The following is a 14,413-nucleotide window of genomic DNA, read 5'->3' on the forward strand; positions in this document are numbered from 1 at the left end:
GTCCCGGCGACGTGTTGAACTCTAGCGGATTCCTGGGCCAGTACAAAAACGCGTTTGCGCAGCGTGCTGCGCTGTCTTCGGCCCGGGGCGCCACCGGGACACCGGTCATAGACTCACAGGCGTGCACAGCGCCCCTCAGATGTCCTCCCGGCCGCCCTCCGGGGCGTCCCTGCCCATGGCGCGCTTCGGCGGCCTGCTCGCGACCGGCCTCAGGGACGTGACCAGCGATCCCTCGGCCCTGGACTCCCGCGGTTTCTGGGCGGTCTCCGCGAGCTTCGAGGGCGAACTGGTCTGCGCCCGCTTCGACGACGTACGCGAGGAGCCGGTGCCCGCTCCGGTGCCGGGGGCCTGGCGGGGCCCTGCCGCCGGTGACTGGACGTCGTCGCTCGACCGCGCCGCGTATGTGGACGGCGTGCGGCGCGTGCGCGAACACATCGCGGCGGGCGACGTCTATCAGGCGAACCTCTGCCGCGTGCTGTCCGCGCCGGTTCCGGGCGGCGCGGACGGTGTGGACGTCGACGCCCTGTCCGCGCTCCTCGCGCGCGGCAACCCCGCTCCGTACGCCGGGACGATCCGGCTGCCCGAGCACGGGGTCGAGATAGCGACGGCGTCCCCCGAGCTGTTCCTGCGGCGCGACGGCCGCGTCGTCGAGTCGGGGCCGATCAAGGGCACGGGCCGCACCGAGGCGGATCTCCTCGAGAAGGACTACGCCGAGAACGTCATGATCGTGGACCTCGTCCGCAACGACCTCGGGCGGATATGCGTGACCGGCTCCGTGACGGTCCCCGACCTCTGCGTGATCGAGAAGCACCCCGGGCTCGTCCACCTCGTCTCCACCGTCCGGGGCGAGCTGAGCCCCGACGCCGGCTGGCCCGAACTCTTCGCCGCCGCCTTCCCGCCCGGTTCCGTCACCGGCGCCCCCAAGTCAAGCGCCCTGCGCATCATCGACGCCCTGGAGACCGCGCCCCGCGGCCCGTACTGCGGCGGCATCGGCTGGGTCGATGCCGACCGGGGCACCGGCGAACTGGCCGTCGGCATCCGCACCTTCTGGTTCGACCGCGCGCGGGGCGTGCTGCGGTTCGGCACCGGCGCGGGGATCACCTGGGGCTCGGACCCCGAGGGGGAGTGGCGGGAGACCGAGCTGAAGGCGGAAAGACTGCTGGCGGTAGCGTCGGGAGCGTACGAAGCGAGTGGAGGAACCCTTCAGTGAAGATCTGGCTCAACGGTGGCCTGCAGGACATCGAGACCGCCCGCGTCTCCGTGCTCGACCACGGACTGACCGTCGGCGACGGAATCTTCGAGACGGTGAAGTCGGTCCAGGGGCGGCCCTTCGCGCTGACCCGGCACCTGGACCGGCTCGCCCGTTCGGCACGCGGCCTCGGCCTGCCCGAGCCGGACCTCGACGAGGTGCGCGCGGCCTGCGCCGCCGTGCTCGACGCCAACCCGCTGCCGCTCGGGCGGCTGCGCATCACGTACACCGGAGGTCTCTCGCCGCTCGGCTCGGACCGCGGTGACCAGGGGCAGACGCTGGTCGTCGCCGTCGGCGAGGCCGGCAGGCGCTCCGAAACGACCGCCGTGATCACGGTGCCGTGGACCCGCAACGAACGCGGCGCCCTGACCGGCCTGAAGACCACGTCGTACGCCGAGAACGTCGTCGCCCTCGCGCGCGCCCGCGAACAGGGCGCTTCGGAGGCGCTGTTCGCCAACACGGTGGGGCAGCTGTGCGAAGGCACGGGATCGAACGTCTTCGTCGTGCTCGACGGCGAGATCCACACCCCGCCGGTCGCCTCCGGGTGCCTGGCGGGCATCACGCGCGCGTTGGCCGTCGACTGGACGAACGCGCGCGAGACCGACCTTCCGTTCGACGTCCTGGACCGCGCCGACGAGGTGTTCCTGACGTCGACACTCCGTGACGTCCAGGCCGTGCGGCGGATCGACGGGCGCGAACTGCCGGGCGCGCCGGGTCCGGTGACCGCCAAGGCGATGCGGATCTTCGACGAGCGGGCGGCGGACGACCTCGACCCGTGACCGGTCGGGCAAGAGACACCAACTGCTTGTAATCCTGATGACGCACGAGCCGCAGGGCGGGTAGAACACCACTGATGACCACGACCCTGCGGCCGACCGGGCCGCTTCAGCAGAGCGCTGACGGCGCGAAGTCACGCACGTACGAAGTGCGCGTCAACAGCCGTCCTGTGGGCGGGATAGAACTCGCCACGCACGCCGTGTTCGGCCCCGGTGTCGCCGAGATGCGCGATCTGAGCATCAAGGAACCCGACCGCAGACGCGGCCGTGCCACCGTCGCCGTGCTCGCCGCCGAGGAGGTGGTGCGCGGCTGGGGCTGCGAGCGGATCGAAGTGGCCGTGCCCGCCGAGGCCGCCGCGGCCCACCGCCTCGCCGTGTCCCTCGGCTACCAGGAGCGCAACCGCCACATGGTCAAGCCCCTGAGCGCCGAGCCGCCCGCGCTGCCTGAAGGCATCGAGGGGCGGGAGATGACCGAGGACGAGTACGAGGTGTGGCTGGCCCGCGAGAAGGAGGACTACGCCCGGACGTGGATCGAGCGTGGCGTCCCGGAGGCGGAGGCGCGCGCCAAGTCCGACGCGGACCACGCCGACCACCTGCCGCAGGGCCTCGCCACCCCCGGCACCAGCCTCAGCGTGCTCACCCAGGAGGGCACGAAGGTCGGCACCCTCTGGCTCGCGCTGCGCGACGGCGACGCGTTCGTCTTCGACGTCGAGGTCGACGAGGAGCACCGCGGACGCGGCCACGGCCGCTCCCTGATGCACCTGGCGGAGACCCAGGCCCGCGCGGTGGGTCTGACCCGCATGGGCCTCAACGTCTTCGCGGGCAACACCCCGGCCCTGCGCCTGTACGAGTCCCTCGGCTACGAACCGGTCATGTACTACGTCTACAAGCAGCTGCTCTAGTTACGAGCGGCTGCTCTAGGAGCCGTGCTGGCCGGAGGCCGCGAGCAGGAGGTCCGTGATCTCCTCGACCCGATCGAGCAGGCCGTCCTGGCTCTTCCCGCCGTCGAGGCGCTCGCCCCCGATGACGTACGTCGGTGTCCCCGTGACGCCGATCGCCTTGCCCTCGGCCTGGTCGGCGTCGACGATCAGCATGTGGCGTCCGTCGACGAGGGCGGTGTCGAACTCCTCGGCGTCCAGGCCCAGTTCACGGGCCACCTCGACCAGGAAGGGTTCGCCCTTGCGGGTCAGCTCCTCGGCCCGGCCGAGCACGGCCTCGACGTACGGCCAGCCCTGCCCCTGCTCGAAGGCCTCCTCGGCGGCCTGGGCGGCGGCGAAGGCGTGCTTGTGCTTTTCGAGGGGGAAGTGCCGAAGACGCAGCTCGACGCGGTCGCCGTAGCGGTCGCGGAGCGTGCGTACGTCGTCGAGGGCGGTCCGGCAGTCCGGGCACTCCAGCTCGCACCAGATGTCGATGACGAGGGGGCCGGTGGGGGCGGCGGGGGCAGAGTCGCTCATGGGCCACAGTCTTCCAGTCCCGCGACCGGCCCCCAACCGGGGCCCGGGTAGCCGACCGGAACCTGCGGAGGAGGCCTGACCCTGATATGTCCCTGAAGTCCGCTCGGGGCGTGGCCTGTGGGGGCCCACCCGGTGCAGGATGGAAGGGCGACAGTGTCACCGTCTACGCCCGTACGCCCGTACGCCTGGAGGACCGGATGATTGCCGAGACCGTCTGTTCCGCCGTATCCGCGGCCGGCCTCGGCATCGCCGCGATCACGGCCTATCGCAAGCGTTTCCTCGCGGCGACGCGCCTCGCCGCCTATTCCCTGGTCCCGGTCGGCCTGGTGATGACGGGCGTCGTCGGCTGGCTCGCCGACACCGCCTTCAGCATGAAGGCGTGGGCGGGCTTCGGTGTGCTCGGCGTCGCCTGGCTGCTCTTCATGATCACCCGCGCCGTGGAGCGCCGCTCCGGCGGCACCCGCAAGGAGCGCAAGGCCGCGAAGGCGGCCCAGCGCGAGGCGGTGGCCCCCGCGGCGTCCGCGCCCTCCCTGGGCCAGGGCGCCCGCCCGGCCGCCCGGCCTGCGGCGGCTCAGCCGAAGGCGGCCGCGCCCAAGGAGGACTTCAGCGACATCGAGGCCATCTTGAAGAAGCACGGAATCTGACGGCAGCTGCCGCCCCCGCCCCGCCCTGCCGCCCCCCGCCCCGCAGGTCAGCCGCCGAGCCGTACCTTCGCGACCACGTTCACGCCCTCGGCCCACTCCACCGACGCGTTCGCGCACCGCACCGCGCGCCCTCTCCCGGGGAAAGCGGGGTCGGGCAGGGCCAGACCCACGCGATGCGGTCCGCGCGTCCCTGCGGGCACCCTGAGCTCGCCGCGCACGGTCGCGACGGCCGGGCCCGAGTGGTCGTCCCCGGTCTCCGCACGCCCCTGGGGCCGCCAGTCGCGCCAGTCCGCCCCGGTGTCCGTGGAAGCCACCGTCCGCCCGTCCGCGTCGAGGAGCACGAGCCGTACGGGACGCGGGTGCTTCGGCGCCGCGAAGCCGCGGTTGACCACGTCGACCTGGACGGGAAGGCGGCCTCGCCGGACGGCGGAGAGGTCGTGGCGGGCCTCGCGCACCTCGATCCGGTAGCCCAGGTGATCCCGCAGATACTCGAACTGCGTGCGCGCCACCGGCCGCCCGTCACGCCCCCGGAAGTAGCCGTCCGAGACCGGAAGCAGCGCGTCCGCCGTCTGCCGCTCGGTGAGCTCCGCCGCCTTCCAGGCGGGGACGGTCACCGTGGCGTTGTGCACCAGGGAGAGGCTGTCGAACCGGAGCGTCTGCAGCCGCCGTGCGGCTGCCACCCCGGGGATGACGGTGCTCCACGCGTACGGATCCGTGCTCTGCCCCTTGTCCCACGGCATCTCCCCGTCCATCATCCGCGTCTGCGAGACGTCGAGATAGCTGGGCCAGCCCGGGTTGCCGGGGACGTAGTAGTCCCACTCGCCCTCGCCGAGCGTCACGTAGTCGTTGTGGAAACCGATCCGGTCCAGGATCGCCCTGTTGGTGATCATGTCGCGCTTCTCGGCGTAGCGGACCTGTGTGTGCATTCCCGGCGGCAGCGCTTCGACGAGGCTCGTCATGATGGCGGTGACGGCGTCGGGGTAGGTCTCGTGGGCGTAGTGACTGCCGTGCCACTCGCCCCACGTGCCGAGGAAGCCGGCCTGCCACACGGCCACCACATCGCTGTTGCGCGCGACGACCGGCGCCAGCTGTGCGATGTGGCGCTGGATGTCCTGCACGGTGTAGCGGCGGTTCTCCCGCACGCCGTCGTCGTACACGAAGCGCAGGACCGCCGCGTATCCCTTGCGGCGCAGTCCGCGCAGGACGCTCTCGATGTTGTCGAGGGCGCTCAGCGGGATCGTGGAGGTCGCGAAGTCCCAGAGGTAGAAGTACAGCTGGGTGAGGTTCGCGCCGGGGCCGTACTCGCGTTCCAGGAGATCGAGCGTCCGCGCGGAGTCGGGGGAGTGGTCCTGTTCGTTCGGCCAGGGGCTCGTGAGGTCCACGGCGTTGTACGACATCTCGTGGCGGAACCCGCGGCGGGGATTGGCCAGCGGGGCACGGCCCGCCGGGTCGTCGGGGCGGATGCCGCGGTGGGGGACCCGGTGCCAGGCGGCCGATGGGGCGGCGGCGGTCGGTGGGGCGGCGGACGCGGAAGGTGCCGTGGCGAGCGGCACCAGCGCCGCCGCGGTCGTACCGAGCGCGGTCGTCAACAACCGTCTGCGTTCGATGGGCATGAGACTCCCTCGTTCGTGTGGCGGTGCCGCCGAGTCTGACGAGGTGCGTCGCTGGTGAGCCATGGACGGAACGGGCGGGACGCTGGACTTTTGCAGGTCACGGAATGCGGCGAACTCCCCCGCTTTCCGGGCGTGTTGGTCATCGGTACCCCCGGGACTGAGTCATCATCGCCGCGAGATGCTGGAGACCGCACCGGGCGATGCCGCCCCGCCGACCGATGAGCGAGCCGCGACGGAAGAGCCCAAGGGCTGTCTGTTCGCGCTCTCCCAGCCACCCCTGATGATCTTCCTGGCGGTGATCGGCGTCCTGATCCTGATGGGTTCGTTGCACGATCTGCTGCGGCTCTAGGGGCTCTAGGGGCTCTAGCGGCTCTAGGAGCTCTAGGGGTTCTGAAGGGGCTCTGAGGGCCGTCGCGGCCGTGGGCTCAGCCCGCCGCTTCCTTGCGCCGGGCCCGGTAGGCGGCGACGTGCAGCCGGTTGCCGCAGGTCCGGCTGTCGCAGTAGCGGCGAGAGCGGTTGCGGGAGAGGTCGACGAAGGCGTGCCGGCAGTCCGGGGCCTCGCAGCGCCGCAGCCGCTCCTGCTCGCCGGCGACCACGAAGAACGCGAGCGCCATCCCGCAGTCCGCCGCGAGGTGGTCGGCGATGGAGGCGCCGGGCGCGAAGTAGTGCACGTGCCAGTCGTAGCCGTCGTGGTCGGTGAGCCGGGGTGTGGTGCCCGCCGCGGCGATCAGTTCGTTGATCACCGCCGCCGCGGCCTGCGGCTCGGGCGCCGCGAAGACTTCACGGAAGCGGCTGCGGATGTGCCGGACACCGGCCAGGTCACGCTCCGAGAGCACCCCGACGTCACTTATGTCGTGGCTTCGTACGAATTCGCCCAAGGCTGCTAGGTCCGCGAGCCCGTCCGTCCCGGCGCTGTCGTCGTCCGGCGCGGTGTTCACCAGATCGACCACGGCGTCGAGTGCGCACCGGGTGTCGTGGGTGATCAGCACGATTTGCTCCCTGGCCTGGGGGTAGTGGGCGCTCCCCCCGCTCGTGGAGAGCCAGGGGGCGGGTGCCCGCCGATGCTGGCCGATGCTAGCGGCTTCGCGACAGGACACACCGGCGCCGTCCCCGCGGGAGTCCGCGGCGACGGCGCCGGTGTGTCTGCACTGTGCGGTTGTCATGCCCGAGCCGTCGCCCCGAGTCGGACGGCGCCGGGCGCTCTCGCGCGGCCTGGAGCTAACTTTCGGCCAGGATGTGCGAGAGCTCCGTATCCAGATCGAAGTGGCGGTGTTCCGTGCCGGGCGGCACGGCCGCATCGGTTCGCTTCAGGAACGACTCCAGGGCCCGCGCCGGGGCCTCGAGCAGAGCCTCACCCTCGGGGGAACTCAGGGCGATGCAGACAACACCCTGACCGTGGCTCCGGGACGGCCAGACTCGGACGTCGCCGGTACCGGTGGGCCGGTGCAGGCCCTCGGCGAGGAGGTCGCGGGCGAACACCCACTCGACGGTTTCCTCGGCTCCGGTGTGGAAGGTGGCGTGCACGGCATAGGGATCGGCCGTGTCATACCGCAGTCCTGCGGGTACAGGCAGTGAGGACTCGCTCGACACAACGAGGCGCAGGTGCAGCTCGCAGCTGACCGTGGTGTTCATAAGCGCCAGGGCCTTTCGCTCAGTGTGCGCTCGGGGATTCGCACGTCGGCGAAATCGACATGCCACCTACGGTGCCGTTGTAAACCCCTCTGAGGGTTTTGGGTGTCTTTAGGTAGCTCGTACGGCGGGTTGTCTGTTCGGTCCGTACGGCCATTCCGGTGACGGGTTTCCGTCCGGTAGGGTTTGGCCGTATGAATACGGGGAGTAACGAGCCGGGGGTTGCCGAAACAATCACCGGCACGAAGGACGAACAGCCGCTCGGATCGCGTGCGCCGGAGTTCATTCAGGCCCGCAAGGCGCTGCACCTCAGCTGGCAGGTCGGCGTGTTCATCGTCGGCCTCGCTGTGGTTGCCGCGGGCATCGTGATGCTGCCGCTGCCCGGACCGGGCTGGCTGGTGATCTTCGGCGGAATGGCGATCTGGGCGACCGAGTTCGTCTGGGCCCAGCTGGTCCTTCGCTGGACGAAGCGGAAGGTCACGGAGGCGGCGCAGCGCGCGCTCGACCCCAAGGTCCGCCGCCGGAACATCATCCTGACGACCATCGGCCTGGTGATCATCGCCGTGCTCGTCGCGATCTACGTCTGGAAGTTCGGCCTCGAGATGCCGTGGAAGATCAAGGAGTGACCTCCGGGTGACTCCAGGCGGTCGGAGGCACCCGCTGACATGCGGTAATGTTCTCCGTGCGCCCGGGGCGATTAGCTCAGTGGGAGAGCGCTTCGTTCACACCGAAGAGGTCACTGGTTCGAACCCAGTATCGCCCACCCCGGAACTGCGGCCCGGAGGCTTTTAAGCCTCCGGGCCGCAGTCGTATTCGCTCACTTTCCCGTGCGGCACAGGAAATTGACGCCCCGTCGGCTGCCGCGCGGGAAAAGCGGAGTCAGTGCATTCTGCCGAGAACGTCACGCACCCGGCGTGCGTCCCGCAGCCGCTGTTCGTACGTCGCGCCGACGGCGAGGAGCAGGAGTCCGGCGAGCGCGGGCGGCAGCCAGCGCGGCAGGGCGTCCACCACTTGGACGATGTAGGGCGCCAGTTCGTGCAGTGCGTCCAGGGCGAGGACCGCGCCGCCGAGTACCAGCAGCGCCTGCAGCCGGTGCCGGGCGCCCACCAGCGTGATGAGCAGGGCCGCGGTGCCCAGGAGCAGCGGGCGCTGCCAGTGCGCGTCGCTCCAGGCGGCGATGAGGCTCGGCAGGAGGGTCGCGGCGAGGGCGGCGCCGTAGGCGGTCCAGGAGGACGTCTGCGGGGCGCGGCGGCGCCGCAGTACGCCGATCAGGAGGGCGGGGACGGTGACCGGCAGGGTGTACGCCTCCGGCGTCGCGACGTCCCAGGCGGCAAGGCGTACCCAGGTCGCCAGGAGGAACAGCGCACCGGCCGCGTACCCGACGCGGCGGCGGTCACCGCGGAGCGCGGTGCCCGCGGCGATGACGCCGCCCAGCGCGAGGGCCAGGGCGAGGGTCGTCGCGTGCCCCGTGGTGAGGACGACGGCGAGTCCGCCCGCGAGGGCCCCGGTGATCTCCACCGGCGGCGTCAGCGGGTGTCGGCCGAGCCGGGCCGCGGCGAGGGCACCGAGCGCGGGGACGATCAGCATGAGCAGCCCGGTGTGGTCCGGACGCAGGTGCCAGGCGGCGCCTGTGGCACAGGCGAGCGCGGTGGCGTACGCGACGGCCGCACCGACGGCGGCGGGCGCCACGCCAGGAACGGGCGCCTGGCGACGGGCCGCGAGCACCGTCGCCGCCAGGAACAGAGCCGTCAGGGCGCCGAGGGTGCCGAGCGTCGCCTCAGTGGTGGCCAGGGCAAGGAAGGCGACGCTCGCCGAGGAGGCGATCGCCAGGCTCAGGGAGGTGATGGCGGGCGCCTTCGAGGCGACGCGCGACGCGACGGCGAGCAGGGCAGTGGTCAGGGCGATGTACGCCGACACCCCGGCCGCGTAGGGGAGTTGGAGTGCGGAGGGGAGGACGAGGAGGGCGGCCCAGGCGAGGGCCAGGGCACCGGAGCGGGTGATGGCGGGGGTGTCGAGGCGCGGTGCGCCGGACGGCGCCGCGGCGGGGGCGAGGGACGGTCCGGCGCCCCGCTCCGCGCCGGGATCCGCCGAAGGGCCCGCGCCCGGCCCCGCTGCGGGCGCCGCACCGGGACCTGCGGAAGGATCCGCACCGGGTGCCACGGTCGGCGAGGTGCCGGGCCCTGCGGCAGGAGCGGCAGATGGTGCCGCCGGGGCGGCAGCCGACCGGCTGGGTTGCGGCGTCCCCAGCCGCTCAATGATCGCGGGCAGCAGTCGGGCCGCCGCGAACGCGACCCCGGCGACAGTCGCGAGGACGAGCGAGGCCATGAAGGGATGCTGCACGGGAAGTCCGGGCACGGAAAATGCGTCCTTCGCGTCCTGCGGCGTGCCCGACCACGCCTTTCCGGCCCAACTCACGGGCCCGAGCAGGGCGGTGACGAACGCGGGCAGCGTCCAGAGCACCGCGAGTGCGTGCACCAGGAGCGCCGCTCCGGCGATCCCGCGCAGGACGGGTCGCGGCAGCCCGGCGCGTACGACCGCCAACAGCGCGATGCCGCACGCCAGATAGCCGGGGACCGTCCATGCGGAGGGCAGCGTCTCGCGCAGCACGCCACCGGCCGCGGCAGCCAGGAGCAGGCCGCCCGCGAACGCCGCACCCGTCGCCTGCGGGGGCTGCGTGATCAGCCACGCCGCCACCAGCGCGATCGACGCGGCAAGGATCAGGAGCGCGCTCGCCCGCGCCGCGTCGGGCAGATCCGTGGCGGACCAGGACAGATGGATCGAGCCCGCCGCGCCCCACAGGCCCGCGGCGCAGGCGCCGACGGTCGCGATGGTGCGTACGGCCGGGTCGGCGACCCGCAGTGCGATGGCGACGTCGAACGCCGCTGTCACCAGAAGCGCCGCAGCCGTCGCGTGGTCACCCGCCTCCGTGGCGCGCGCCCAGAGGAACAACGGGAGTTGAGCGGTCGCCACGGCCAGCGGCAAGGGCAGCCGCAGCTCGCGGAAGAGCAGTCCGTACGCCGCCCACAGTGCGGCGAGCGCGGCGGACGCGGCCGCGGTGAAGCCCAGGGCGTCGGCCTGTGGCAGGGCGACGGCATGGAGGGCGTAGGCGTCGAGGACGGTCAGGGCGAGACCGAGTGCGGCCACCGTCTCCGCCGTCGAACGCAGCTTCCGGCGCAGCAGGAGCGCGGGCACGCCGAGTGCCGTGAGCGTCACGGCCGCGAGGACGGTGCTGCGGCCGCCGATGCCGAGATGGCCCCAGCTCACCAGCGTGAAGGCGATCGCCGCGATGGTCAGCAGGATGCCGCCCAGCGTGAGCAGTACGTTCTGCACGTTCGGCGGTGTGGCTTCCGGGGCGCGGGCCGGCCGCGGGGGAGCGGGGGCGGGTGCCGCTGCCGCTTGCAGGGTGCCGATCAGCCAGGCGCGGCGTTGCAGCAACTGCGACCTGCGCGCGTCGAGTCGGTGCAGCTCCAGGTCGAGGACGCGGAGCTCCTCGGCCGGGGGCGGAATGTTCGTCATGCCGTGGAGTGTGGTCCGGGACACAGCGACGGACATCGGTGCGGATACTCACTCCGTACTCAGATCGGGCGCCCTACCGGCAGACTCGGACCATGGACTGGAGTCACTACCGCTTCCGCAGTGTCTGGAACGTGCCCGCACCGCCCGCCGAGGTGTACGCCGTTCTCGAACGTGCCGAGGACTATCCGCAGTGGTGGCCCCAGGTGCGTGAGGTGACGCCCGTGGACGAGCGCAGCGGGACCGCGCGCTTCCGCTCCCTCCTGCCGTACGACCTGCTCGTCACCGGCGAGGAACGGCTCCGCGACCCGGAGGCCGGTGTCCTGGAGATCGCGATGACCGGGGATCTGGAGGGCTGGGCGCGCTGGACCGTCACGGCTGCGCCGGGCGGGACGCGGGCGGTCTACGAGCAGGAAGTGGTGGTGCGCAAACCGCTGATGCGGCGCCTCGCCGTTCCCGGGAGACCCGTCTTCCTCCTCAACCACGCGCTGATGATGCGCGCGGGCGAGCGAGGTCTGAAGGCGCACCTCGGAGGGGACTTGAGGGGAGACTGAGGGCTCTCGCGGAGGCGGTTTGGAAGCGGTTTGAAGGAAACCCGCGAAGACCTGTATTGTTCAGTCCGTTCCCGGGCGATTAGCTCAGTGGGAGAGCGCTTCGTTCACACCGAAGAGGTCACTGGTTCGAACCCAGTATCGCCCACCCGGAGAATGCCGGTCCGTCACCGACGGACCGGCTTTTTCATGCCCACACAGCTTCATGCCCGCACTCGTACGTACGGTCAGGCTGCCGCAGGCATTTCGGGCCGCAGCGGCCACGCCGGATCCACCGCCTCCGGCGTACCGCTGCGCGCGAACCAGGCCTGCAGACCGCGCGCCTGCGCCGCGTGCCACACCGCTTGGAGCGCGTGCAGCTCGGCAGGCGAGAGCCGTTCGAGCCGGGACGCGAAACGCTGCCCCACGGCGCGCACGACATCCAGCGCGGCCTGCGCGTCGGCCGCCGCGTCGTGCGCCTCGTCCAGCTCCACCGCGTAGTGCGCGCACAGATCGGTCAGGGTGCGGCGGCCCTTGCGGTAACGGTCGAGCTGCTTGTCCAGGACCCGCGGGTCCAGGACGCACAGCGGCGAGCCCGCCATGTAGTGACTCAGTGAGGACGCGCGGTGCCTGCGCAACTCCCGGTCCAGGATCGTCAGATCGAACGGTGCGTTCATGACGACGATGGGGCGGCCCGCCGCGCCCTGTTCCGCCAGTTCCCTCGCTATCTCCTCCATCACCGGCGCCGGCCAGCGGCCGTTGTGCTGCAGATGTTCCTCCGTCAGGCCGTGCACCGCGGTGGCGCCCGCGGGCACGGGAACGCCCGGGTTCACCAGCCAGCGAGTGATGCGCGGGCGGGTGCCCGCTCCTTGCTGGACGACGACGGCGGCCGACACAATGCGGTCGGTCTCGACGTCGACGCCCGTGGTCTCCGTGTCGAATGCGGCCAAGGGCCCCTCGTACCAGCACGTCATAGTGACGCAACTCCTCGATCATGTCCGGCAGATGGCTTTCCTCCCCTGCCCACACCGGTGATACCCGGGCCGTTTGCGCTGTACGCGGCCCGGAGACAACAGAGGTACAGGGCTTGGGAATTGACCGGCCCGAAGCGGGGATTCACTGGTTCGGAAGGCTCGTTGCACATGGCGCTCGCGCAGCCCGAAAAGGGTGGACTGCTGCCCGAGCGGATCCCACCGCCGCGCGGCACACTCGCCACCACCGCCTGCATGGAGACCCTTCAGGTGGGTTATCTGCACGCCGTCGCCGCCGCGGCGGGGTGCTCGCTCTCGCAGCCCTTCCCGGACAACGGAATCGACTGGCACGTCAGCCACAGCGCCCCCGGGCACACGGTCGACGACGAAGTCACCATCAAGGTGCAGCTCAAGTGCACGTACCAGATACCGCCGAACCCCCCGGGCGCCGCCTTCTCCTTCACGCTCGACAACCCGCACCTGGAGAAGCTCGCCCGCACCCCGGTCTCGGTGCACAAGATCCTGGTCGTGATGCTCGTTCCCCGGTCGCAGGACGACTGGCTGCGCGCGAGCCATGACCGGCTCGACCTGCGGCACTGCTGCTACTGGACCAACCTCGCCGGACACCAGGTGACCGGCCGGCGCAGGACCACCGTGCGCGTCCCGACCTCGCGGATCTTCGACGACAGGGCCCTCTGCGAGATCATGACGCGGGTCGGGACGGGAGGGAGACCCTGATGCACCGCCCGATCGAAGAGCCGCTACGTTCCGTTCGCCCGCACCCCGTTGAAGCCGCGGGCGCCTGGTCCGATCCGCTGGGTCCGCTCGACCCTTCGCAGGTCGACCCCGCCGTGCTCGGCGCGCTGCTCGACCGGCACGGCTGGCACCGGCGCGGGGGAGCGGCGGGGCGCTACGCCCGCTGGACCCCTCCGGGACCCGGAGGTGGCGGCACCAGTCTGCTCGTGCCGGAGAGCAGGGCCTTCCCCGACTGCGAGGACCTGCTGGGCGAGGCGCTCACCGCGCTGTCGCGCAGTGCGTCGCCGTCCGCGCGTGACGTGCTGGTCGGGCTCACCGTGCCCAGCGACGAGATCCGCTGGTGGCGGGATGTCCCGCTGGGCCCCGCGGGCGCCGCGACCTGGACGGCCGAGGAGCAACTGCGGGCGGCGGCACGGCAGATGCTGCTCGCGGGGGCCCTCGCGGCGCGCGGCCGTGCCGGGTACTACGGGGCGCGGCACCGCGGACCCGCCGCCGCTTCCCTGGAGAGCGTCCTGGTCGGGCCCGCTCCCGGCGGGCGGCAGCTCACCGCGTTCGTGCCCGTCCTGACCGGGCGCCTGATCGCGGTGCGGCTGCACCAGGCGCTGTACGCGGTCCGTGAGGCCGTCGACTACCAACGTGCCACCGGTGGCATGGACGCCTTCGACGGCGCCGTGGAGGCGGGCGTCAGCCATGAGCTGACCGAGGCCGTCGTGGCCCTGGTGCGGGGCACGGAAGGGGCGCGGATCGCCGTGGAGTGGGCGCCCGCCGCCGGGGTGCCCGAGGGGTGCGCCGTCGATGCGGAGCCCGTCGAGTTCTCACCCGGTGACCTGACGGTGCTGCGGGAGGCGAGCGCCCGCTATCTGCGGGACGAGCCTGCGATGCCGGTGCGGATCACGGGGACCGTGGTGCGGATGCGGCGGTCGGGACCGCGGGGTGAGGGCACGGTGCGGGTGCGGGTGCTCGCGGGCGCCGACGTCCCCCACGTACGCATGACCCTCGACGAGGAGTCGTACCGCATCGCGGGCCATGCCCACCTCGTGGGGCTGCCGATCCGGGTGCACGGGCGGCTGGAGAGCCGGGGCGGGTTCCGGCGGCTCACCGGGGCCTGTGGCGTGGTGCCGGTGCAGGTGGACGACGCGGAGAAGGACCGCCTGATGAAGTCGCTCCAGGAGAATCTCGACTTCTTCGAGGAGGCGTGCAGCGGCGACTAGGGGCGTCCGGGGCGGGGCGCGGCCGGGGCCGGGGAGAGAACCGTTTCGCGATGGGCGCCCCCGGCTC

15 protein-coding genes and 2 tRNA genes are annotated in these 14,413 nt (G+C 71.9%); 11 read left to right on the top strand and 6 right to left on the bottom strand.

Going from position 1 to position 14,413, the window contains the following annotated elements; translation table 11 throughout:
* Positions 1 to 139: 139 nt before the first annotated feature.
* The 3 genes from AC07AG_RS32530 (at position 140) to AC07AG_RS32540 (ending at position 2,927) form a co-directional block, all read left to right on the top strand.
* Positions 140 to 1,210 carry a chorismate-binding protein gene (locus AC07AG_RS32530; RefSeq protein WP_478759957.1) on the top strand — a complete coding sequence of 357 codons (1,071 nt, stop codon included), beginning with the start codon at positions 140 to 142 and terminating at the stop codon, positions 1,208 to 1,210.
* Positions 1,207 to 2,028 (top strand): aminotransferase class IV, encoded by an 822-nt coding sequence (locus AC07AG_RS32535; RefSeq protein WP_478759697.1) that lies wholly within the window; start codon positions 1,207 to 1,209, stop codon positions 2,026 to 2,028. The genes AC07AG_RS32530 and AC07AG_RS32535 overlap by 4 nt, the downstream gene beginning before the upstream one ends.
* A gap of 74 nt (positions 2,029 to 2,102) precedes the next feature.
* A complete protein-coding gene (locus AC07AG_RS32540; protein ID WP_478759698.1) occupies positions 2,103 to 2,927 on the top strand; it encodes a GNAT family N-acetyltransferase in 825 nt (274 codons plus the stop codon).
* Positions 2,928 to 2,942: 15 nt separating this feature from the next.
* On the opposite strand, the gene AC07AG_RS32545 is transcribed toward AC07AG_RS32540, so the two are convergent.
* Positions 2,943 to 3,479 (bottom strand): DsbA family protein, encoded by a 537-nt coding sequence (locus tag AC07AG_RS32545; RefSeq protein ID WP_478759699.1) that lies wholly within the window; start codon positions 3,477 to 3,479, stop codon positions 2,943 to 2,945.
* A 197-nt stretch (positions 3,480 to 3,676) separates the two neighbouring features.
* Between AC07AG_RS32545 and AC07AG_RS32550 the strand changes: the two genes are divergently transcribed.
* Positions 3,677 to 4,123, top strand: a complete 447-nt coding sequence (locus tag AC07AG_RS32550) for a hypothetical protein (protein ID WP_478759700.1) — start codon at positions 3,677 to 3,679, stop codon at positions 4,121 to 4,123.
* 47 nt (positions 4,124 to 4,170) lie between these two features.
* On the opposite strand, the gene AC07AG_RS32555 is transcribed toward AC07AG_RS32550, so the two are convergent.
* Positions 4,171 to 5,736 (bottom strand): DUF4874 domain-containing protein, encoded by a 1,566-nt coding sequence (locus AC07AG_RS32555; protein ID WP_478759701.1) that lies wholly within the window; start codon positions 5,734 to 5,736, stop codon positions 4,171 to 4,173.
* Positions 5,737 to 5,914: 178 nt separating this feature from the next.
* Here AC07AG_RS32555 and AC07AG_RS32560 point away from each other — a divergent pair, with 178 nt between their 5' ends.
* The gene (locus AC07AG_RS32560; protein WP_351164862.1) at positions 5,915 to 6,085 is read left to right on the top strand and encodes a hypothetical protein; all 171 of its coding nucleotides are present in this window, start codon (positions 5,915 to 5,917) and stop codon (positions 6,083 to 6,085) included.
* A gap of 76 nt (positions 6,086 to 6,161) precedes the next feature.
* Here AC07AG_RS32560 and AC07AG_RS32565 read toward each other — a convergent pair whose 3' ends face one another.
* Both AC07AG_RS32565 and AC07AG_RS32570 read right to left on the bottom strand, forming a co-directional pair.
* Positions 6,162 to 6,725: a CGNR zinc finger domain-containing protein gene (locus AC07AG_RS32565; protein WP_478759702.1), complete on the bottom strand. Its 564-nt coding sequence runs from the start codon at positions 6,723 to 6,725 to the stop codon at positions 6,162 to 6,164.
* Between the two features lie 229 nt (positions 6,726 to 6,954).
* A complete protein-coding gene (locus AC07AG_RS32570; RefSeq protein WP_003959770.1) occupies positions 6,955 to 7,368 on the bottom strand; it encodes an SsgA family sporulation/cell division regulator in 414 nt (137 codons plus the stop codon).
* Positions 7,369 to 7,559: 191 nt separating this feature from the next.
* Here AC07AG_RS32570 and AC07AG_RS32575 point away from each other — a divergent pair, with 191 nt between their 5' ends.
* A complete protein-coding gene (locus tag AC07AG_RS32575; protein WP_361056827.1) occupies positions 7,560 to 7,991 on the top strand; it encodes a TIGR02611 family protein in 432 nt (143 codons plus the stop codon).
* A 65-nt stretch (positions 7,992 to 8,056) separates the two neighbouring features.
* Positions 8,057 to 8,128: transfer RNA gene (locus tag AC07AG_RS32580), tRNA-Val, on the top strand.
* Between the two features lie 116 nt (positions 8,129 to 8,244).
* On the opposite strand, the gene AC07AG_RS32585 is transcribed toward AC07AG_RS32580, so the two are convergent.
* On the bottom strand, positions 8,245 to 10,881 hold the full coding sequence (locus AC07AG_RS32585) for an SCO7613 C-terminal domain-containing membrane protein (protein ID WP_478759703.1): 2,637 nt from the start codon (positions 10,879 to 10,881) through the stop codon (positions 8,245 to 8,247).
* Between the two features lie 92 nt (positions 10,882 to 10,973).
* Here AC07AG_RS32585 and AC07AG_RS32590 point away from each other — a divergent pair, with 92 nt between their 5' ends.
* Positions 10,974 to 11,432 (top strand): SRPBCC family protein, encoded by a 459-nt coding sequence (locus tag AC07AG_RS32590; RefSeq protein WP_478759704.1) that lies wholly within the window; start codon positions 10,974 to 10,976, stop codon positions 11,430 to 11,432.
* 73 nt (positions 11,433 to 11,505) lie between these two features.
* A tRNA-Val gene (locus tag AC07AG_RS32595) sits at positions 11,506 to 11,577 on the top strand.
* Between the two features lie 79 nt (positions 11,578 to 11,656).
* On the opposite strand, the gene AC07AG_RS32600 is transcribed toward AC07AG_RS32595, so the two are convergent.
* On the bottom strand, positions 11,657 to 12,382 hold the full coding sequence (locus tag AC07AG_RS32600; protein WP_361056818.1) for a 3'-5' exonuclease: 726 nt from the start codon (positions 12,380 to 12,382) through the stop codon (positions 11,657 to 11,659).
* A 168-nt stretch (positions 12,383 to 12,550) separates the two neighbouring features.
* Here AC07AG_RS32600 and AC07AG_RS32605 point away from each other — a divergent pair, with 168 nt between their 5' ends.
* Both AC07AG_RS32605 and AC07AG_RS32610 read left to right on the top strand, forming a co-directional pair.
* Positions 12,551 to 13,117, top strand: a complete 567-nt coding sequence (locus AC07AG_RS32605) for a DUF4365 domain-containing protein (protein WP_478759705.1) — start codon at positions 12,551 to 12,553, stop codon at positions 13,115 to 13,117.
* Positions 13,114 to 14,346 (top strand): hypothetical protein, encoded by a 1,233-nt coding sequence (locus AC07AG_RS32610; protein WP_478759959.1) that lies wholly within the window; start codon positions 13,114 to 13,116, stop codon positions 14,344 to 14,346. The genes AC07AG_RS32605 and AC07AG_RS32610 overlap by 4 nt, the downstream gene beginning before the upstream one ends.
* Positions 14,347 to 14,413 lie beyond the last annotated feature (67 nt).

It is taken from the genome of Streptomyces sp. NPDC044044 (assembly GCF_056434405.1).